Annotated in this window: 15 protein-coding genes; 13 read left to right on the top strand and 2 right to left on the bottom strand. The window is 68.3% G+C overall.

The window, feature by feature from the left end; all coding sequences use genetic code 11:
• The first annotated feature begins 152 nt into the window (after positions 1-152).
• The gene (locus AC07NI_RS17505) at positions 153-1,013 is read left to right on the top strand and encodes an SDR family oxidoreductase (RefSeq protein WP_494621389.1); all 861 of its coding nucleotides are present in this window, start codon (positions 153-155) and stop codon (positions 1,011-1,013) included.
• A 4-nt stretch (positions 1,014-1,017) separates the two neighbouring features.
• Here the strand turns inward: AC07NI_RS17505 and AC07NI_RS17500 are convergent, their stop codons facing one another.
• Positions 1,018-1,890 carry an alpha/beta fold hydrolase gene (locus AC07NI_RS17500; protein WP_494621387.1) on the bottom strand — a complete coding sequence of 291 codons (873 nt, stop codon included), beginning with the start codon at positions 1,888-1,890 and terminating at the stop codon, positions 1,018-1,020.
• Positions 1,891-1,946: 56 nt separating this feature from the next.
• Here AC07NI_RS17500 and AC07NI_RS17495 point away from each other — a divergent pair, with 56 nt between their 5' ends.
• Together AC07NI_RS17495 and AC07NI_RS17490 are read left to right on the top strand one after the other, a co-directional pair.
• Positions 1,947-3,128 carry a glycosyltransferase family 4 protein gene (locus AC07NI_RS17495; protein ID WP_494621385.1) on the top strand — a complete coding sequence of 394 codons (1,182 nt, stop codon included), beginning with the start codon at positions 1,947-1,949 and terminating at the stop codon, positions 3,126-3,128.
• On the top strand, positions 3,125-4,096 hold the full coding sequence (locus AC07NI_RS17490) for a glycosyltransferase family 9 protein (protein ID WP_494621383.1): 972 nt from the start codon (positions 3,125-3,127) through the stop codon (positions 4,094-4,096). Before AC07NI_RS17495 ends, AC07NI_RS17490 begins: the two co-directional genes overlap by 4 nt.
• On the opposite strand, the gene AC07NI_RS17485 is transcribed toward AC07NI_RS17490, so the two are convergent.
• Positions 4,093-4,692, bottom strand: coding sequence for a YitT family protein (locus AC07NI_RS17485; protein ID WP_494621381.1), 600 nt, complete (start codon positions 4,690-4,692; stop codon positions 4,093-4,095). The two genes, AC07NI_RS17490 and AC07NI_RS17485, sit on opposite strands and share 4 nt — an antisense overlap.
• Before the next feature lie 240 nt (positions 4,693-4,932).
• Here AC07NI_RS17485 and infC point away from each other — a divergent pair, with 240 nt between their 5' ends.
• From infC to AC07NI_RS17435, 10 genes are all read left to right on the top strand, one after another.
• On the top strand, positions 4,933-5,454 hold the full coding sequence (gene infC / locus AC07NI_RS17480; RefSeq protein WP_494621379.1) for a translation initiation factor IF-3: 522 nt from the start codon (positions 4,933-4,935) through the stop codon (positions 5,452-5,454).
• Positions 5,455-5,586: 132 nt separating this feature from the next.
• The gene (locus AC07NI_RS17475) at positions 5,587-7,521 is read left to right on the top strand and encodes an alpha/beta hydrolase family protein (protein ID WP_494621377.1); all 1,935 of its coding nucleotides are present in this window, start codon (positions 5,587-5,589) and stop codon (positions 7,519-7,521) included.
• A 61-nt stretch (positions 7,522-7,582) separates the two neighbouring features.
• Positions 7,583-8,773 (top strand): MFS transporter, encoded by a 1,191-nt coding sequence (locus AC07NI_RS17470; protein ID WP_494621375.1) that lies wholly within the window; start codon positions 7,583-7,585, stop codon positions 8,771-8,773.
• A 123-nt stretch (positions 8,774-8,896) separates the two neighbouring features.
• Entirely contained in the window at positions 8,897-9,097 is a 201-nt protein-coding gene (gene rpmI, locus AC07NI_RS17465; protein ID WP_018061454.1) for a 50S ribosomal protein L35, read from the top strand.
• Between the two features lie 15 nt (positions 9,098-9,112).
• A complete protein-coding gene (gene rplT / locus AC07NI_RS17460) occupies positions 9,113-9,472 on the top strand; it encodes a 50S ribosomal protein L20 (protein WP_047407297.1) in 360 nt (119 codons plus the stop codon).
• 124 nt (positions 9,473-9,596) lie between these two features.
• Positions 9,597-10,670 (top strand): phenylalanine--tRNA ligase subunit alpha, encoded by a 1,074-nt coding sequence (gene pheS, locus AC07NI_RS17455; protein ID WP_494621373.1) that lies wholly within the window; start codon positions 9,597-9,599, stop codon positions 10,668-10,670.
• 10 nt (positions 10,671-10,680) lie between these two features.
• Entirely contained in the window at positions 10,681-13,119 is a 2,439-nt protein-coding gene (pheT, locus tag AC07NI_RS17450; RefSeq protein ID WP_494621371.1) for a phenylalanine--tRNA ligase subunit beta, read from the top strand.
• 302 nt (positions 13,120-13,421) lie between these two features.
• Entirely contained in the window at positions 13,422-13,568 is a 147-nt protein-coding gene (locus AC07NI_RS17445) for a hypothetical protein (protein WP_125156637.1), read from the top strand.
• A 123-nt stretch (positions 13,569-13,691) separates the two neighbouring features.
• Positions 13,692-13,988 carry a hypothetical protein gene (locus tag AC07NI_RS17440; protein WP_494621369.1) on the top strand — a complete coding sequence of 99 codons (297 nt, stop codon included), beginning with the start codon at positions 13,692-13,694 and terminating at the stop codon, positions 13,986-13,988.
• A complete protein-coding gene (locus tag AC07NI_RS17435; RefSeq protein ID WP_494621367.1) occupies positions 13,973-14,248 on the top strand; it encodes an ACT domain-containing protein in 276 nt (91 codons plus the stop codon). The genes AC07NI_RS17440 and AC07NI_RS17435 overlap by 16 nt, the downstream gene beginning before the upstream one ends.
• Positions 14,249-14,270 lie beyond the last annotated feature (22 nt).

Genomic DNA, 14,270 nt, shown 5'->3' with positions numbered 1-14,270 from the left:
CGCATCGGCGGGGCTCAGAAGAGCGCCCCGCGACGAGGAGGCGGCTTATGGCAGAGGGCTTCGCGCTTGGCAAGCGCCCTTTGAGGGGTTGCGAACAGCCTTTTTTCGGAGGCTTGATCCAGGCAGGTTTTCCGGGGGCGGAGTTCTAGGCGTTGCGTCTGTTTGTGTTCGGTATGGGCTATGTCGGCGCGGCGTTTTCGCGCGCCCTGAAGGCGCGTGGGTGGGAGATCGCCGCCACGGCGCGCGACGCGGATCAGACCGATCGGCTGCGCGCCCAGGGAATCACGCCGGCCGATCCGGACGACCGCGAGGCCATGGTCGCCGCGCTCCAGGGCGTGAACGCCATCCTGGTCACCGCCCCGCCCGGCCCCGACGGCTGCCCGGCCCTGGAGTCGCTGGTCCCCGCCCTCGCCCAGGCGCAGGCCTTCCCCGACTGGATCGGCTACCTTTCCACGACCGGGGTCTATGGCGACTATGAGGGCCGCTGGGTGTTCGAGACCGCGCCGCTGAAGGCCCAGTCGGTCGAAGGCGCCCGCCGCGTCGGGGCCGAGCGCGACTGGCGCCAGGTCGGCCGCGGCATGGGCCTGACCGTCACCGCCTTCCGCCTGCCCGGCATCTACGGCCCCGGCCGCAGCGCCCTGGACCGCCTGCGCGCCGGCGAAGGCCGCCGCATCGTCAAGCCAGGCCAGGTGTTCAGCCGCATCCACCTCGACGACATCGTCTCGGGGCTCCTGGCCTCGCTGGAGCGGCCGAAGGCGGGCGGCATCTACAACCTGGTCGACGACGAACCCGCCCCGCCCCAGGACGTCATGGAACACGCCGCCAAGCTCCTCGGCGTCCCGGTCCCACCGGACCTGCCCTTCAACGAACTGGGCATGTCGCCAGCGACCCGCCGCTTCTACGCCGAGAACAAGCGCGTCTCGAACGCGCTGGCCAAGGCGGAGCTGGGCTGGCGTCCGGCGTATCCGACGTATCGCGAAGGGCTGGCGGCGATCCTGAAGGCGGGCGGTTAGCGCCCTACTCGTCGTCGATCGCCGGCGCTCTCGGCGTGATGCCCACAGCATCCAGCCCCGCCGCATTCCGCAGGCGCGCCGCGCGGGCCAGGCGGCGGGAGACAAGGTCGCCCTCTTCCGGCTCAGCCTGCCCCTTCATCTCCGAGACGGCCGCCACGAGGCGCTCCAAGTCCTGCGGGCGCGAGAGCCGGTGATCGCCGTCCTTGATCAGGGTGAAGACGACCTGATCGGAGTTCAGCGCGTTGGCCAGTTCCAGCGCATGCGTCCACGGCACGTCCGGGTCCGCGCCGCCTTGCAGCACGCGCACCGGGACGTCGATCGGCACCGGTCCGGGCAGGATCGACCACCGCGCGCCGTCTTCCAGCAGTTCGCGGGTGATGGCGTAGCCGCCGTCGTCGTACTCCGAGGGACGGATCCAGAACCCGTCCTTGGCGATCGCCGCCTTGGCCTCGGCCGATAGCTCCGGCTCCATCAGCTTCTCGGTGAAGTCCGGCGCGGGCGCGATCAGCACCATGGCCTTCACGCGATCGGGCCGGGCGATGGCGGCCAGGCAGGACAGCCAGCCGCCCATGGACGAGCCGACCAGCACCAGCGGGCCGGTCGTCAGCTCGTCGATCACCGCCAGGGCGTCCGCGCGCCAGCGGCTGATCGTACCGTCCTTGAACTGACCATCCGACTCGCCGTGGCCGAAATAGTCGAAGCGGACATAGTTGCCGCCGCTCGCCTGGGCCTGCTCGGCCAGGACCTCGGCCTTGGTGCCGGTCATGTCGGAATGGAAGCCGCCCAGCCACACGACCGTCGGCCCTTCGCCCTCGACACGGCGGAAAGCGATCTTCGAGCCGTCTTCACGCGCCAGGGCGCCCCGGGATTCGGTCATGGCGTCGCCTCGATCCTTTCGCTAACTAAAATCGCGCTGTTTTGCCGAGAGTCGCGTTGTCCGACCTACCCACCGACTTCACCTTGCTGCAAGTCACCCCCGAGCTGGAAACAGGCGGGGCCGAACAGACGACGATTGATGTCGCCCACGCCGTCGTGGCGCAAGGCGGCAAGGCCCTGGTCGCCACCAAGGGCGGCCGCATGGCCTCGCGCCTGGAGGCCGACGGCGGCCGCCTGGCCCAGATGCCGGCCCAGTCCAAGAACCCGCTGATCATGCTGGGCAACGCCGCGCGGCTGATCGACCTGATCCGACGAGAGAAGGTCAGCCTGGTCCACGCCCGCTCGCGCGCCCCGGCCTTCAGCGCCCTGTGGGCCGCGCACGCCACCAAGGTGCCGTTCATCGCCACCTACCACGGCGTCTACAACGCCAAGTCCAATCTCAAGCGCTGGTACAATGCGGTGATGACCAAGGGCGACCTGGTCATCGCCAATTCCGAGTACACGCGCGACCATGTCATCCGCGAGCACAACATCGCGCCAGAGAAGGTCGTGGCCATCCCGCGCGGCGTCGACCTCACGCGCTTCGAGCCGGGCGTGGTCGGCGCCGAGCGCGTCACAGCCCTGCGCAAGGCCTGGGGCGTCGCCGACGGCGAGCGGCGGCTGAAGGTGCTGCTGGCCGGCCGCCTGACCCGCTGGAAGGGCCAGGCCCTGATGGTCGAGGCCATGGCCCTGCTGAAGGCGCGCGGCGAGGACCGGGCGCTGCTGCTGCTGGCCGGCGACGACCAGGGCCGCAAGGGCTATCGCGCCGGGCTGGAAGCCGCCATCGCCGCCGCCGGCCTGCAGGACGCGGTCAAGCTGGTCGGCCACTGCGACGACATGCCGGCCGCCTATCTGCTGGCCGACCTGGCCATCGCGCCTTCGCTGGAGCCGGAAGCCTTCGGCCGCACGGCGGTCGAGCCGCAAGTGATGGGCCGGCCGGCCATGGCCTCCGACCATGGGGCCACGCGCGAGACCATCCTGCCCGGCGAAACCGGCTGGCTGGTCCCGCCCGGCGACGCCGAGGCCTGGGCCGACGCTCTGCTGGAAGCCTGCGAGATCGGCGCGGCCGGACGACAAACCCTGGGTCAGGCCGCACGTCTTCGTGCACGGCGGTTGTATTCAGTGGACGCGATGTGCGAAGCGACGCTCAACGTCTACGCTCGCGTATTGAGCGCCCGAAGTCTGGAGCGGCAGCCTTGAGCAAGGAGATCAAGAAGGTCCTGGTGATCAAGCTGGGCGCTCTGGGCGATTTCGTCCTGGCCCTGGCGGCGATGAAGAAGATCCGCGAGGCCCATCCCAAGGCCAAGATCACGCTTCTGACCACCCCGCCCTTCGAGGCCCTGGCCAAGCTCAGCCCGTACTTCAACAGCGTCGAGACCGACGGCCGTCCTAGCGACCTGGGCGAAACCCTGGCCATGATCGGCCGCATCCGCAAGGCGCGCTACGACCGGGTCTACGACCTGCAGACCAACAGCCGGACCAACTGGTACTTCCAGCTGCTGCGTCCGTTCGCGCCGCAATGGAACGGCATCGCCTTCGGCGCCGCGCTGCCGCAGAAGGGCTCGGCCCGGCTGCACATGCACACCCTGGAGCGCCAGGCCGACCAGTTGCGCGCGGCCGGCATCTGGCCAGACGCCCCGACTGAGCATGGCAGCGCCCCGCCGCCGGACCTCACCTGGATCCTGCGCAAGCACAAGGAGCCGCGCCCCGTCGCCGGGGCCGCCGCGCCGCGCCCCTATGTGCTGTTCGTGCCCGGCGGCTCGGCCCACCGGCCCGAGAAGCGCTGGCCGGTCGAGAACTATGCCCAGCTGGGTTCGCTGCTGAAAGCGCGCGGCCTGGACATCGTCATCATCGGCGGCCCTCAGGAGAGCGCCATGGCGCGCCACATCCAGAAGGCCGTCGGCGGGGCCCGCGACCTGACCGGCCGCACCGACTTCGCCCAGCTGGCCGTGCTGGGCGCCAAGGCGGCCCTGGCCGTCGGCAACGACACCGGCCCGACCCACCTGCTGGCCGCCGCCGGCGCCCCGACCATCGCCCTGTTCTCGGACGCCTCGGACCCCGAGCTGTGCGGCCCGCGCGGCCACGTGGCCGTGATCCGCTCACCCGACCTCAAGGCCCTGCCGGTCAGCACCGTGGCCAGCGCGGCGATGGCGCTGCTACCGCACTAGTAGCCCGCGTACCGACCCGGCTTGTGGTTGGCGATGATCACCGCGCTCAGCGCCACGGCGCTGGCGATCGACAGCAGCAGCTTGTCGAAGGGGATCGTGAAGAAGGCCGCCAGGATGACCAGGCAGTCGGCGCTCATCTGGACCTTGCCGGCGCTGATGCCGCGCCGCTCGTGCAGCCAGAGCGCCAGCACCCCGGTCCCGCCGACGCTGGAGCGGTGACGAGCTAGCGCCAGGATGCCCATGCCGATGATCGTGCCGCCGAACACGGCCGAGAAGATCGGGTCGACGTGGCCGATCTTCAGCCAGTACGGCATGCCGAAGGCCAGTCCCATCAGCAGCAGGTTGGTCGCCAGGGTCTTGAAGGTGAAGGTCCAGCCCATGGTCCGCTGGGCCAGCACGTAGAATGGCAGGTTCAGCAGGAAGAACACCGTCCCCACCGGCCAGCCGCCCAGATACGAGATGATCAGCGCCACCCCTGCCACGCCGCCGGTGACGAGGCCGGCGGCCTTCAGCAGGGTCAGGCCCACGGCGATGAAGCTGGAGCCGATGAGCAGGGCGTGGACGTCCTCGAGGGCGGTGTGGCGATGTTCAGTCATGAGGCTCGCGGCAGGCGTCTTGAAACGGGGAGAACTCGTCCCGACCTTGCCGTTTCCGCCCTTGTCATCGGCTGGGATCAGAAAAAACTGTATCCGCCAGCGTCTCTTTGACCGCCGTCGCTTGATAGAGCGCGGCCGGCGCGTCATATATCACTTTCTCGCGGCGCGCCCAGCGCGGCGCGCACGTGTTCAACTCTACCTTTCATCAACTGCCCCGGAGCCGTCCCTATTCGCCGTCCTATGCAAACGCCGCCCGTTAAAGACGGACCGCGTATCAACGAAGACATCCGCGTCCCCCGCGTCCTGCTGATCGACCAAAACGGCGAGAAGCAAGGCGAGATGCCGACCGCGTCCGCTATGGAAGCGGCCGAGGAAGCCGGCCTGGACCTGGTGGAAATCGTTCCGAACGCCAATCCGCCCGTCTGCAAGATCCTGGACTACGGCAAGTTCAAGTTCCAGGAGCAGAAGAAGAAGAACGAGGCGCGCAAGCGGCAGAAGGTGGTCGAGCTCAAGGAGATCAAGCTCCGCCCGAACATCGACATCCACGACTATGAAGTGAAGGCGAAAGCCATGACTCGCTTCTTCGAGGAAGGCGACAAGGTGAAGGTCACCCTGCGCTTCCGCGGTCGTGAAATGGCCCACCCCGAGCTCGGCATGAAGCTGCTCCAGAAGGTCAAGGCCGACTTCGACGAAGTCGCCAAGGTCGAGTACGAGCCGCGCATGGAAGGCCGTCAGATGATCATGATCCTGGCCCCGCGCTAGGATCGATCACAGGTAGACATCGAAACGCCCCGGCCCTCGCGGTCGGGGCGTTTTGTTTTGCGCGGTCGCTTTCGGACGCCTCGACACTTCCGCACCCTCTGGTAGAGTTTGCCTCGGGTTGGGGGAGTTTGCGTGTTCAAGAAGCTGTTGGCCGCCGGCGTGGCCTGTGTCGCCGTGGTGTCCGGTCCGGCGTTCGCCGCCGAGAAATCCGATCTGGCCATCTATGGCCGCCTCCCCCAGTACGAAGAGGTCCGGGTCTCGCCCGATGGTTCCAAGCTGGCCATGGTGCTGACCAATGGCGACGAGCGCTTCGTGCTGGTGCGCACGCTCGCCGGCCAGAACGTGACGGGCGTCAAGGCCGGGACGACCAAGCTGCGCGGCCTGACCTGGGCGGGCGAGGACCATCTGATCATGGTCTCGTCCCAGACCACCGAGGTCTTCGACATCCAGGGTCCGGCTCGCGAATACTACATGGCCCTGGACTTCAACCTGGTCACCAAGAAGCAGAATCTGCTGCTGCGCTCGCAGCCCGACACCATGAACGTGATCCTGGACGCGCCGATGGTGCGGACGATCAACGGCCAGCCGGTGGTGTTCCTCGAAGGCGTGCACTTCGTGAACAACATGGGCCTCAACACCCTGTTCAAGGTCAATCTGAAGGACGGCTTCACCCGGATGCTGGACGGCGGGGCCCGCGAGGACACCGACGGCTGGCTGGTCGACGCCGCCGGCGAGCCGGTGGCCCAGTCGCTCTACGACGGCAAGAAGGGCCGCTGGAGCCTGCGGATGAAGATCGGCAGCTCGTGGAAGGAGGTCGATCAGGCCGACAGCCCCATGGGCTCTTACGGACTGTCGGGCTTCGGCCGCGACGGCAAGTCGGTGCTGGTCTGGCGCAGCGACGACAAGCGCACCGACATCCTGCGCGAATATCGTGGCCTCGATCAGCACGAGGACCTGCCCGGCGACCTGCCGCTGGACGGCCTGCTGCACGATCCCGACACCCTGGCCCTGCTGGGCGGCTACCAGCTGAAGGGCGACGACCTCACCTACACCTTCTTCGATCCGGCGGCGCAGAAGACCTGGAACTCCGTGGTCAAAGCCTTCCCGGGCGACCACATCACACTGGCGTCGTGGTCGAAGGACCGGCGCAAGGTGGTGGTGCGGGTCGACTCGGCCACCGAGGGCCCGGCCTACGCCTTCGTCGATCTCGACGCCAAGAAGGCCACCTGGCTGGGCGACATCTACAAGGATGTCAACGCCGCGACGATCTCGCCGGTGCGCTCGATCAAGTACAAGGCCGCCGACGGCCTGGAGATCAGCGGCTACCTGACCCTGCCCAAGGGCCGCGATCCCAAGAACCTGCCGCTGGTCGTCCTGCCGCACGGCGGACCCGAGGGCCGCGACGAGCCGGGCTTCGACTGGTGGAGCCAGGCCCTGGCCTCGCGCGGCTATGCCGTGCTGCAGCCCAACTTCCGCGGCTCGGAGGGCTTCGGCTGGGACTTCGTCAAGGCGGGGTTCGGCGAATGGGGCAAGAAGATGCAGACCGACCTGTCGGACGGCGTCCGTGACCTGGCCAAGCAAGGCATCATCGATCCCAAGCGCGTCTGCGTGGTCGGGGCCAGCTATGGCGGCTACGCGGCCCTGGCGGGCGCGACGCTGGACAAGGGCGTCTATCGCTGCGCCGTCTCGGTGGCGGGCGTGGCCGACCTGCGCAAGTTCCTGCTGACCAACATCCGCAACAGCAACGGCGTGGCCGGCGCCTCGCAGCGCTACTGGCTGCGGTTCATGGGCGCCGACGGGGCCAAGGATCCGGACCTGACCGCCATCTCGCCCGCCCAGCTGGCGGCCAAGGTCGACATTCCCGTGCTGCTGATCCACGGCAAGGACGACACCGTGGTCCGCTACGACCAGAGCCAGGCCATGGCCGACGCGCTGAAGAAGGCCAATAAGCCGTTCCAGTTCGTCACCCTGGACGGCGAGGACCACTGGCTGTCGCGCGGGGCCACGCGCCAGAAGATGCTCAACGAGACCGTCGCCTTCGTCGAGAAGAACAACCCGCCCGACTGACGCCGGGGCGGCCGAACGCGGGTCGCCAAGCCGAAGGTTCGGGCGTAAACCCCGCCCCCTGATGTCCGAACCCGCCAACAGTCCCCGCGCCCTGGCCGTCCTGCTCCTGGTTGTCTTCATCAACCTGGTGGGCTTCGGCGTGGTCATCCCGCTGCTGCCCTTCTACGCCAAGGCGATGAACGCGGCCCCGTGGCAGGTGACGACCATGTTCGCCGCCTACAGCCTGGGGCAGTTCTTCGGCGAGCCGTTCTGGGGGCGGATGTCGGACCGCATCGGCCGGCGGCCGGTGCTGATCGTCACCATCATCGCCAACACCCTGGCCTATATCGCCCTGGCCTTCGCGCCGAATATCTGGATCGCCATGGCCGTGCGCCTGGTCGGCGGTTTCGGCAGCGGCAACATCTCGACGATCCAGGGCTACATGGCTGACGTCACCCCGCCCGAGAAGCGCGCCGGCCGCATGGGCCTGCTGGGCGCGGCGTTCGGGGCGGGCTTCGTGATCGGCCCGGCCCTGGTCATGGTCATCCATCCCGGCGCGGGCCATGTCGGCTACCAGCTGCCGCTGTTCCTGGCCGCCGGCATGGCGGGCCTGGCGGCCATCGGCGTCATCCTGTTCGTCACCGAGAGCCGCGCGCCCTCGGCCCCGGGCACGCCTCAGCCCCGGCGCCGCGAGGCCTTGAGCGCCGCGGCCGCCCACCCGATCCTGTCGCGCGTGCTGCTGGTCACCCTGATCTCGACCGGCGCCTTCGCGGGCATGGAGGCGGTGTTCGGCCTCTATGCCGACGCCCGCTTCGGCTGGGGACCGCGCCAGGTCGCGGCCTGTTTCGCGATCATCGGCGTCATCGCCTCGCTGGGCCAGGGCCTGCTGACCGGACGCCTGGCCCGACGATTCGGCGAAGGTCGCGTGCTGACCACGGGCCTGTCGATCATCGCCCTGACCCTGCTGATCACGCCGTTCATCCCCAGCCCGCCCGTGGCCGTCATCGCGGTGGCCTGCACCGCCTTCGGCCAGTCGCTGGTCTTCCCGTGCGTGGCGGCCCTGATCTCCCGCGCCAGCCCGCCGGACCAGCAAGGGCAGATGCTGGGGCTGAACATGGCCGCCGGCTCGCTGGCCCGCATCGGCGGCCCCTTGCTGGCCGGTCCGCTGTTCGGCATCGCCATCGGCGGCCCGTACTGGTTCGGCTCGGCGTTGATGGTCCCCGCCATCGTCTTTGCCGTGACGATCGTCCATCGCACCAAGGCGGCGGCCTAAATGCTTGCCTTCGCCGAGTCACTCCTGTAGTAACCCCGCCTTTCCGGAGCCGCCTGGCCAATTGGCATGCCATGGCGGTTCGTCTTGCTATCCCAGAGGACGGGGCGAAAGCTCCGACGCGAAATGCCTAAGTTGAAGACCAAGTCGGGCGCTAAGAAGCGCTTCAAGATCACGGCCACGGGTAAGCTGAAAGCCGGCGTCGCCGGCAAGCGCCACCGTCTGATCGGCCACAACGGCAAGTACATCCGCCAAAACCGCGGAACGAAGGTGATGAGCGAGGCTGACGCCAAGACCATCCGTTCGTACCTGCCCTACGGCCTTTAAGAGGAGCGCTGACACATGGCTCGCGTCAAACGTGGCGTCACCGCCCACGCCAAGCACAAGAAGGTTCTTGAACAGGCGAAGGGCTTCTACGGCCGCCGCAAGAACACCATCCGCACCGCCAAGGCCGCCGTCGATAAGGCCGGTCAATACGCGTACCGTGACCGCAAGGTGCGCAAGCGCGCCTTCCGTTCGCTGTGGATCCAACGCATCAACGCCGGCGCTCGCATCGAGGGCTTCACCTACTCGCAGTTTATCCACGGCCTGGACGTGGCGGGTGTGGTGATCGACCGTAAGGTCCTCGCCGACATCGCGGGTAACGACCCGGCTGCGTTCAAGGCTATCGCTGACAAGGTCCGCGCCGCCCTGGCCGCTTAAGGTCTTTTTCGGGTCTCACGATCCGAGTTCGATCTGAAAAGCCCTCCGGTGCGAACCGGAGGGCTTTTTGCTGCGCGTTATCCGGTTCCAACCGTTCCCAAAACCGCCTAGACGGATGCCCGTCATGACCGATCTCAACACCCTCGAATCCGACGTCCTGGCCCAGGTGGCCGGCGCCGCGGACCTCCAAGCGCTCGACACCGTCCGCGTGGCCGCCGTCGGCAAGACCGGCTCCGTCTCGGGCCTGCTCAAGACCCTGGGCGCGATGAGCCCCGAGGAGCGCAAGGACCGCGGCGCGGCCATCAACGCGCTCCGCGACAAGGTCACCACCGCCATCGCCGAGAAGAAGGCCGGCCTGGAGGCCGCCGAGCTCGACGCGCGCCTGGCCAGCGAAACGCTGGACCTGTCCCTGCCCGCTCCGCACCGCCGCAAGGGCAGCGTTCACCCGACCATGCAGACCATGGACGAGATGATCGCCATCTTCGCCGAGATGGGCTTCGCCGTGGCCGAAGGTCCGGACATCGAGGACGACTTCCACAACTTCACGGCCCTGAACTTCCCCGAGAAGCACCCGGCCCGCGAGATGCACGACACCTTCTTCTTCAACACGAAGGAGACCGGTGAGCGGATGCTGCTGCGCACGCACACCAGCCCCGTGCAGGTGCGGACCATGGTCAGCCAGAAGCCGCCGATCCGCATCATCGCGCCGGGCCGCACCTATCGCGTGGACAACGACGCCACCCACACCCCGGTGTTCCACCAGGTCGAGGGCCTGGTGATCGACAAGGGCATCCACATGGGCCACCTCAAGTGGACCCTGGAGACCTTCCTGGCCCGGTTCTTCGAGACCGACGCGGTCACCACCCAGTTCCGCCCGCACCACTTCCCGTTCACCGAGCCGTCGGCCGAGATGGACGTGCAGTGCGACCGCTCGGGCGGCGAGATCAAGATCGGCCAGGGCACGTCGTGGCTCGAGATCCTGGGCTGCGGCATGGTTCACCCGAACGTGCTGCGCGCCTGCGGCATCGATCCCGACGAGTACCAGGGCTTCGCCTTCGGCATGGGCGTCGATCGCCTGGGCATGCTGAAATACGGCATGCCGGACCTGCGCGACATGTGGTCGTCGGACGTCCGCTGGCTGTCGCACTACGGCTTCAGCGCCTTCGCCGCGCCGAACGCCGCCTCGGGCCTGAGCTGAGACCAGAACGATGAAATTCACCCTCTCCTGGCTCAAGGATCACCTTGAGACCACCGCCACCGTCCCCGAGATCGTCGCGGCCATGACCATGGCCGGGCTCGAGGTCGAGCACGTCATCGATCCGGCGACCAAGCTGGCCCCGTTCACGGTCTGCAAGATCGTCGAGGCCGCGCGCCACCCCAACGCCGACCGTCTCCAGGTCTGTCAGGTCGACACCGTCGACGGCCGCAAGGAGATCGTCTGCGGCGCGCCGAACGCGCGTCCGGGCCTGACCACGATCTACGCCCCGATCGGCGCCTATGTGCCCGGCCTGGACGTGACCCTGGTCGAGAAGCCTGTGCGCGGCGTCGTCTCGAACGGCATGCTCTGCTCGGCCGCCGAGCTGGAATACGCCAGCGAGAGCGACGGCATCATGGAGCTGCCCGACGCCCTGCCGGTCGGGACCTCGGCCGTCGACGCCCTGGGCCTGGAAGCCGTCATCGACTTCGAAGTGACCCCCAACCGCCCCGACTGGCTGGGCGTCGTGGGCATCGCCCGCGACCTGGCCGCCGCCGGCGTGGGCAAGCTGAAGGACGTCTCGATCGCGGCGATCCCCGGGACCTTCGTCTCGCCGATCACCGTCAAGGTCGACGGCGAGGCCTGCCCGGTGTTCGCCGGCCGTTACATCCGCGGCGTCAAGAACGGCCCGTCGCCCAAGTGGCTGCAGGATCGCCTGACGGCTATCGGCCTGCGCCCGATCAACGCCCTCGTCGATGTCACCAACCTGATCTCGTACGACCGCGCCCGCCCGCTGCACGTCTATGACGCGGCCAAGCTGTCGGGGACCGAAATCTCGACGCGCCTGGGCCGCCATGGCGTCCACGGCGACGAGCACCTGATCGCGCTGGACGGCAAGACCTACGAGCTGACCCCGGAGATGTCGGTGATCGCCGACGCCAACGGCGAACGCCCGATCGGCCTGGGCGGCGTGATGGGCGGCGAGAGCACCGGCTGCTCGGACGAGACCACCGACGTCTTCGTCGAGAGCGCCTGGTTCGACCCGATCCGCACGGCCCAGACCGGCCGCGCCACCGGCATCGCCAGCGACGCCCAGTACCGCTTCGCCCGCACGGTCGACACCGGCTCGCTGGTCCCCGGCATCGAGCTGGCCACCAAGCTGATCCTGGAACTCTGCGGCGGCGAGCCGTCGGAAGTGCTGCTGGTCGGCGAGGCCCTGCCCGCCCCGGCCCCGGTGCTGTTCGACCCGGCCTATGTCGGCCAGCTGTCGGGCCTGGAGATCGAGCCCGAGCGCTCGCTGCAGATCCTGCGCGACCTCGGCTTCAGCATCGATCCGCCCAAGGACGTCTCGGCCGCCGACTTCGTCACCCATGCCGAGAGCCTGGTCTGCGTAACCCCGCCGACCTTCCGCCGGGACGTGGAAGGCAAGGCCGACCTGGTGGAAGAAGTCGCCCGCATCGCCGGCTATGGCGCCCTGCCCTCGACGCCGCTGCCGGAAACGGCGCGCGCGGTGGGCGGCATCCTGACCGCCAAGCAGGCGCGTGGACGTACGGCGCGCCGTGCGCTGGCGGCCGCCGGCTATTCGGAAGCGGTGACCTTCAGCTTCACCAGCCACAAGATCGCGTCGCTGTTCGGCGGCGGTCAGCCGGAGATGCTGCTGGCCAATCCGATCGCTTCGGAACTGGACTGCATGCGCCCGTCGCTGCTGCCCAACCTGATCGAGGCGGCCGGCCGCAACGCGCGCCAAGGCTTCCCTGACGCCGCCCTGTTCGAGATCGGCCCGACCTTCCACGGCGAGCGTCCGAACGACCAGCGCACGGTGGTCTCGGCCATCCTGGTCCCTAAGGCCCCGCGCGGCTGGGACAAGGCCGCGCAAGGCGACGTCTTCACGGTGAAGGCCGACCTGCTGGCCCTGCTGGAAGAGCTCGGTGCGCCGGTGGCGTCGCTGCAGACCGCGCAAGGCTCGGCCTCGGCCTGGTGGCATCCGGGCCGCTCGGCGCGTCTGCAGCTGGGCCCCAAGGCGGTGATGGCCGAGTTCGGCGAGATCCACCCGGCAGTGCTGAAGGCCCTGGACGTGGCCGGCCCGGTCTACGGCTTCGAGATCACCCTGGAGGCGATCCCCGAGCCGAAGAAGAAGGCCATCAAGACCCGTCCGGCGTTCTCGCCCTCGGCCCTGATGCCGCTGACCCGCGATTTCGCCTTCGTGGTGGAGAAGGCCAAGCCGGCCGGCGACCTGGTGAAAGCCGCCGTCGGCGCCGACAAGGTCCTGATCACCGCCGCGCGCGTCTTCGACGTCTATGAAGGCCCCGGCGTGCCGGACGGCTTCAAGTCGGTGGCCATCGAGGTGGTGGTGCAGCCGCGCGAGGCGACGCTGACGGAGGCCGAGATCGCGGCGCTGTCGGCGAAAGTGGTTGCCGCGGCCGAGAAGGCTGGCGGGAAGCTGCGGAGCTAGTCTCCTTCTCCCCTTGCGGGAGAAGGTGGCAGCCGTAGGCTGACGGATGAGGGGTCGCGCAGGCGGCCCCTTTTTCGTTGGCGGACAGGGCTTTCAACCCCTCATCCGTCTCGCTTCGCGAGCCACCTTCTCCCGCAAGGGGAGAAGGACGGGTGAATTGCACAGCTTTTGATCACGCCGCTTCCGGACGAGCAGAACGTACCCGTCCCCGCGACCGATCGCCCATCCCACAGGCAAGACCTTGCGCGACGCTCACCGTCACGCTACCTGTATCAAGCGCTAACTGGATTCATCGCTTCCACATGCAATCGACCTTCGCCTTCGCCGCCTTCGTGACCACCGGCCTCGCCGCCGTGGCTGCGATGTCGTGCGCCGTGGCGATGTGGAACATGATTAACCAGATTAAAACTGTTCCAATCCGGACGGGGCAAAATCGGCGCAAGCGGTAGGAAACCTACCCACCACACAGCCGAAGGATCGCAAGATCTCCAAAAAGCCCCGCTCCCACGAGCGGGGTTTTTTGTTGCGCGGTTCCTCGGTCCTCCAAGTCTCCCATGCAAGGACCAACCCCAATGAGCTACCTGCCTTCTCCACCAGCCTTCCATAGCGACCAGGAAGGCGTCACCGTCCACCAGCTGCTGCTGGCCGCCACCGACGCGCCCAGCGCGCTGGAAGCCGTGCGCGCCGGCCTGGCCGACAGCGGCGCCGAACTGTGCGGCCTGACGATGAAGCCGGTTGGCCAGATCGTCGAAGCCAGCTTGCGCGTCCGCCACCTGGGCGACCAGGCCGCCCGCCTGCTGGCCCGTGACCTGGCCGCCTGGCCCGGCGTCAATTCGGCCTCGGTCGAACACCAGTGGTTCCGCCCGTGAACGCGCTCAAACCGGATGAAGAGAAACGCCGTCTCTTCCTCGTAACCGCCGAAGACACGCCCGATGCGCTCATGCGCGTGCTGGGCGTGGCTTCGGTCCAGCAGGCCCGCCTGCGCGCCCTGTCCGCCGCTCCCGAGGGTCAGCACATGACCATTAGGCTCGAGATCGACGACCAGGGCGACGACCGAGCCGAGGTGCTGGCCTCGCGTCTCGCCGCCTGTCCCAGCGTGCGCGGCGTCGGTTTCGGATGGCGGGCGTAACCTTTCGCCCGTTCCTTGCGTA

It is taken from the genome of Caulobacter sp. GW821-FHT10E02 (assembly GCF_059415225.1).
Note: the sequence above shows the minus strand (reverse complement) of the source record. Positions and strands in the feature narration are given on the sequence as shown.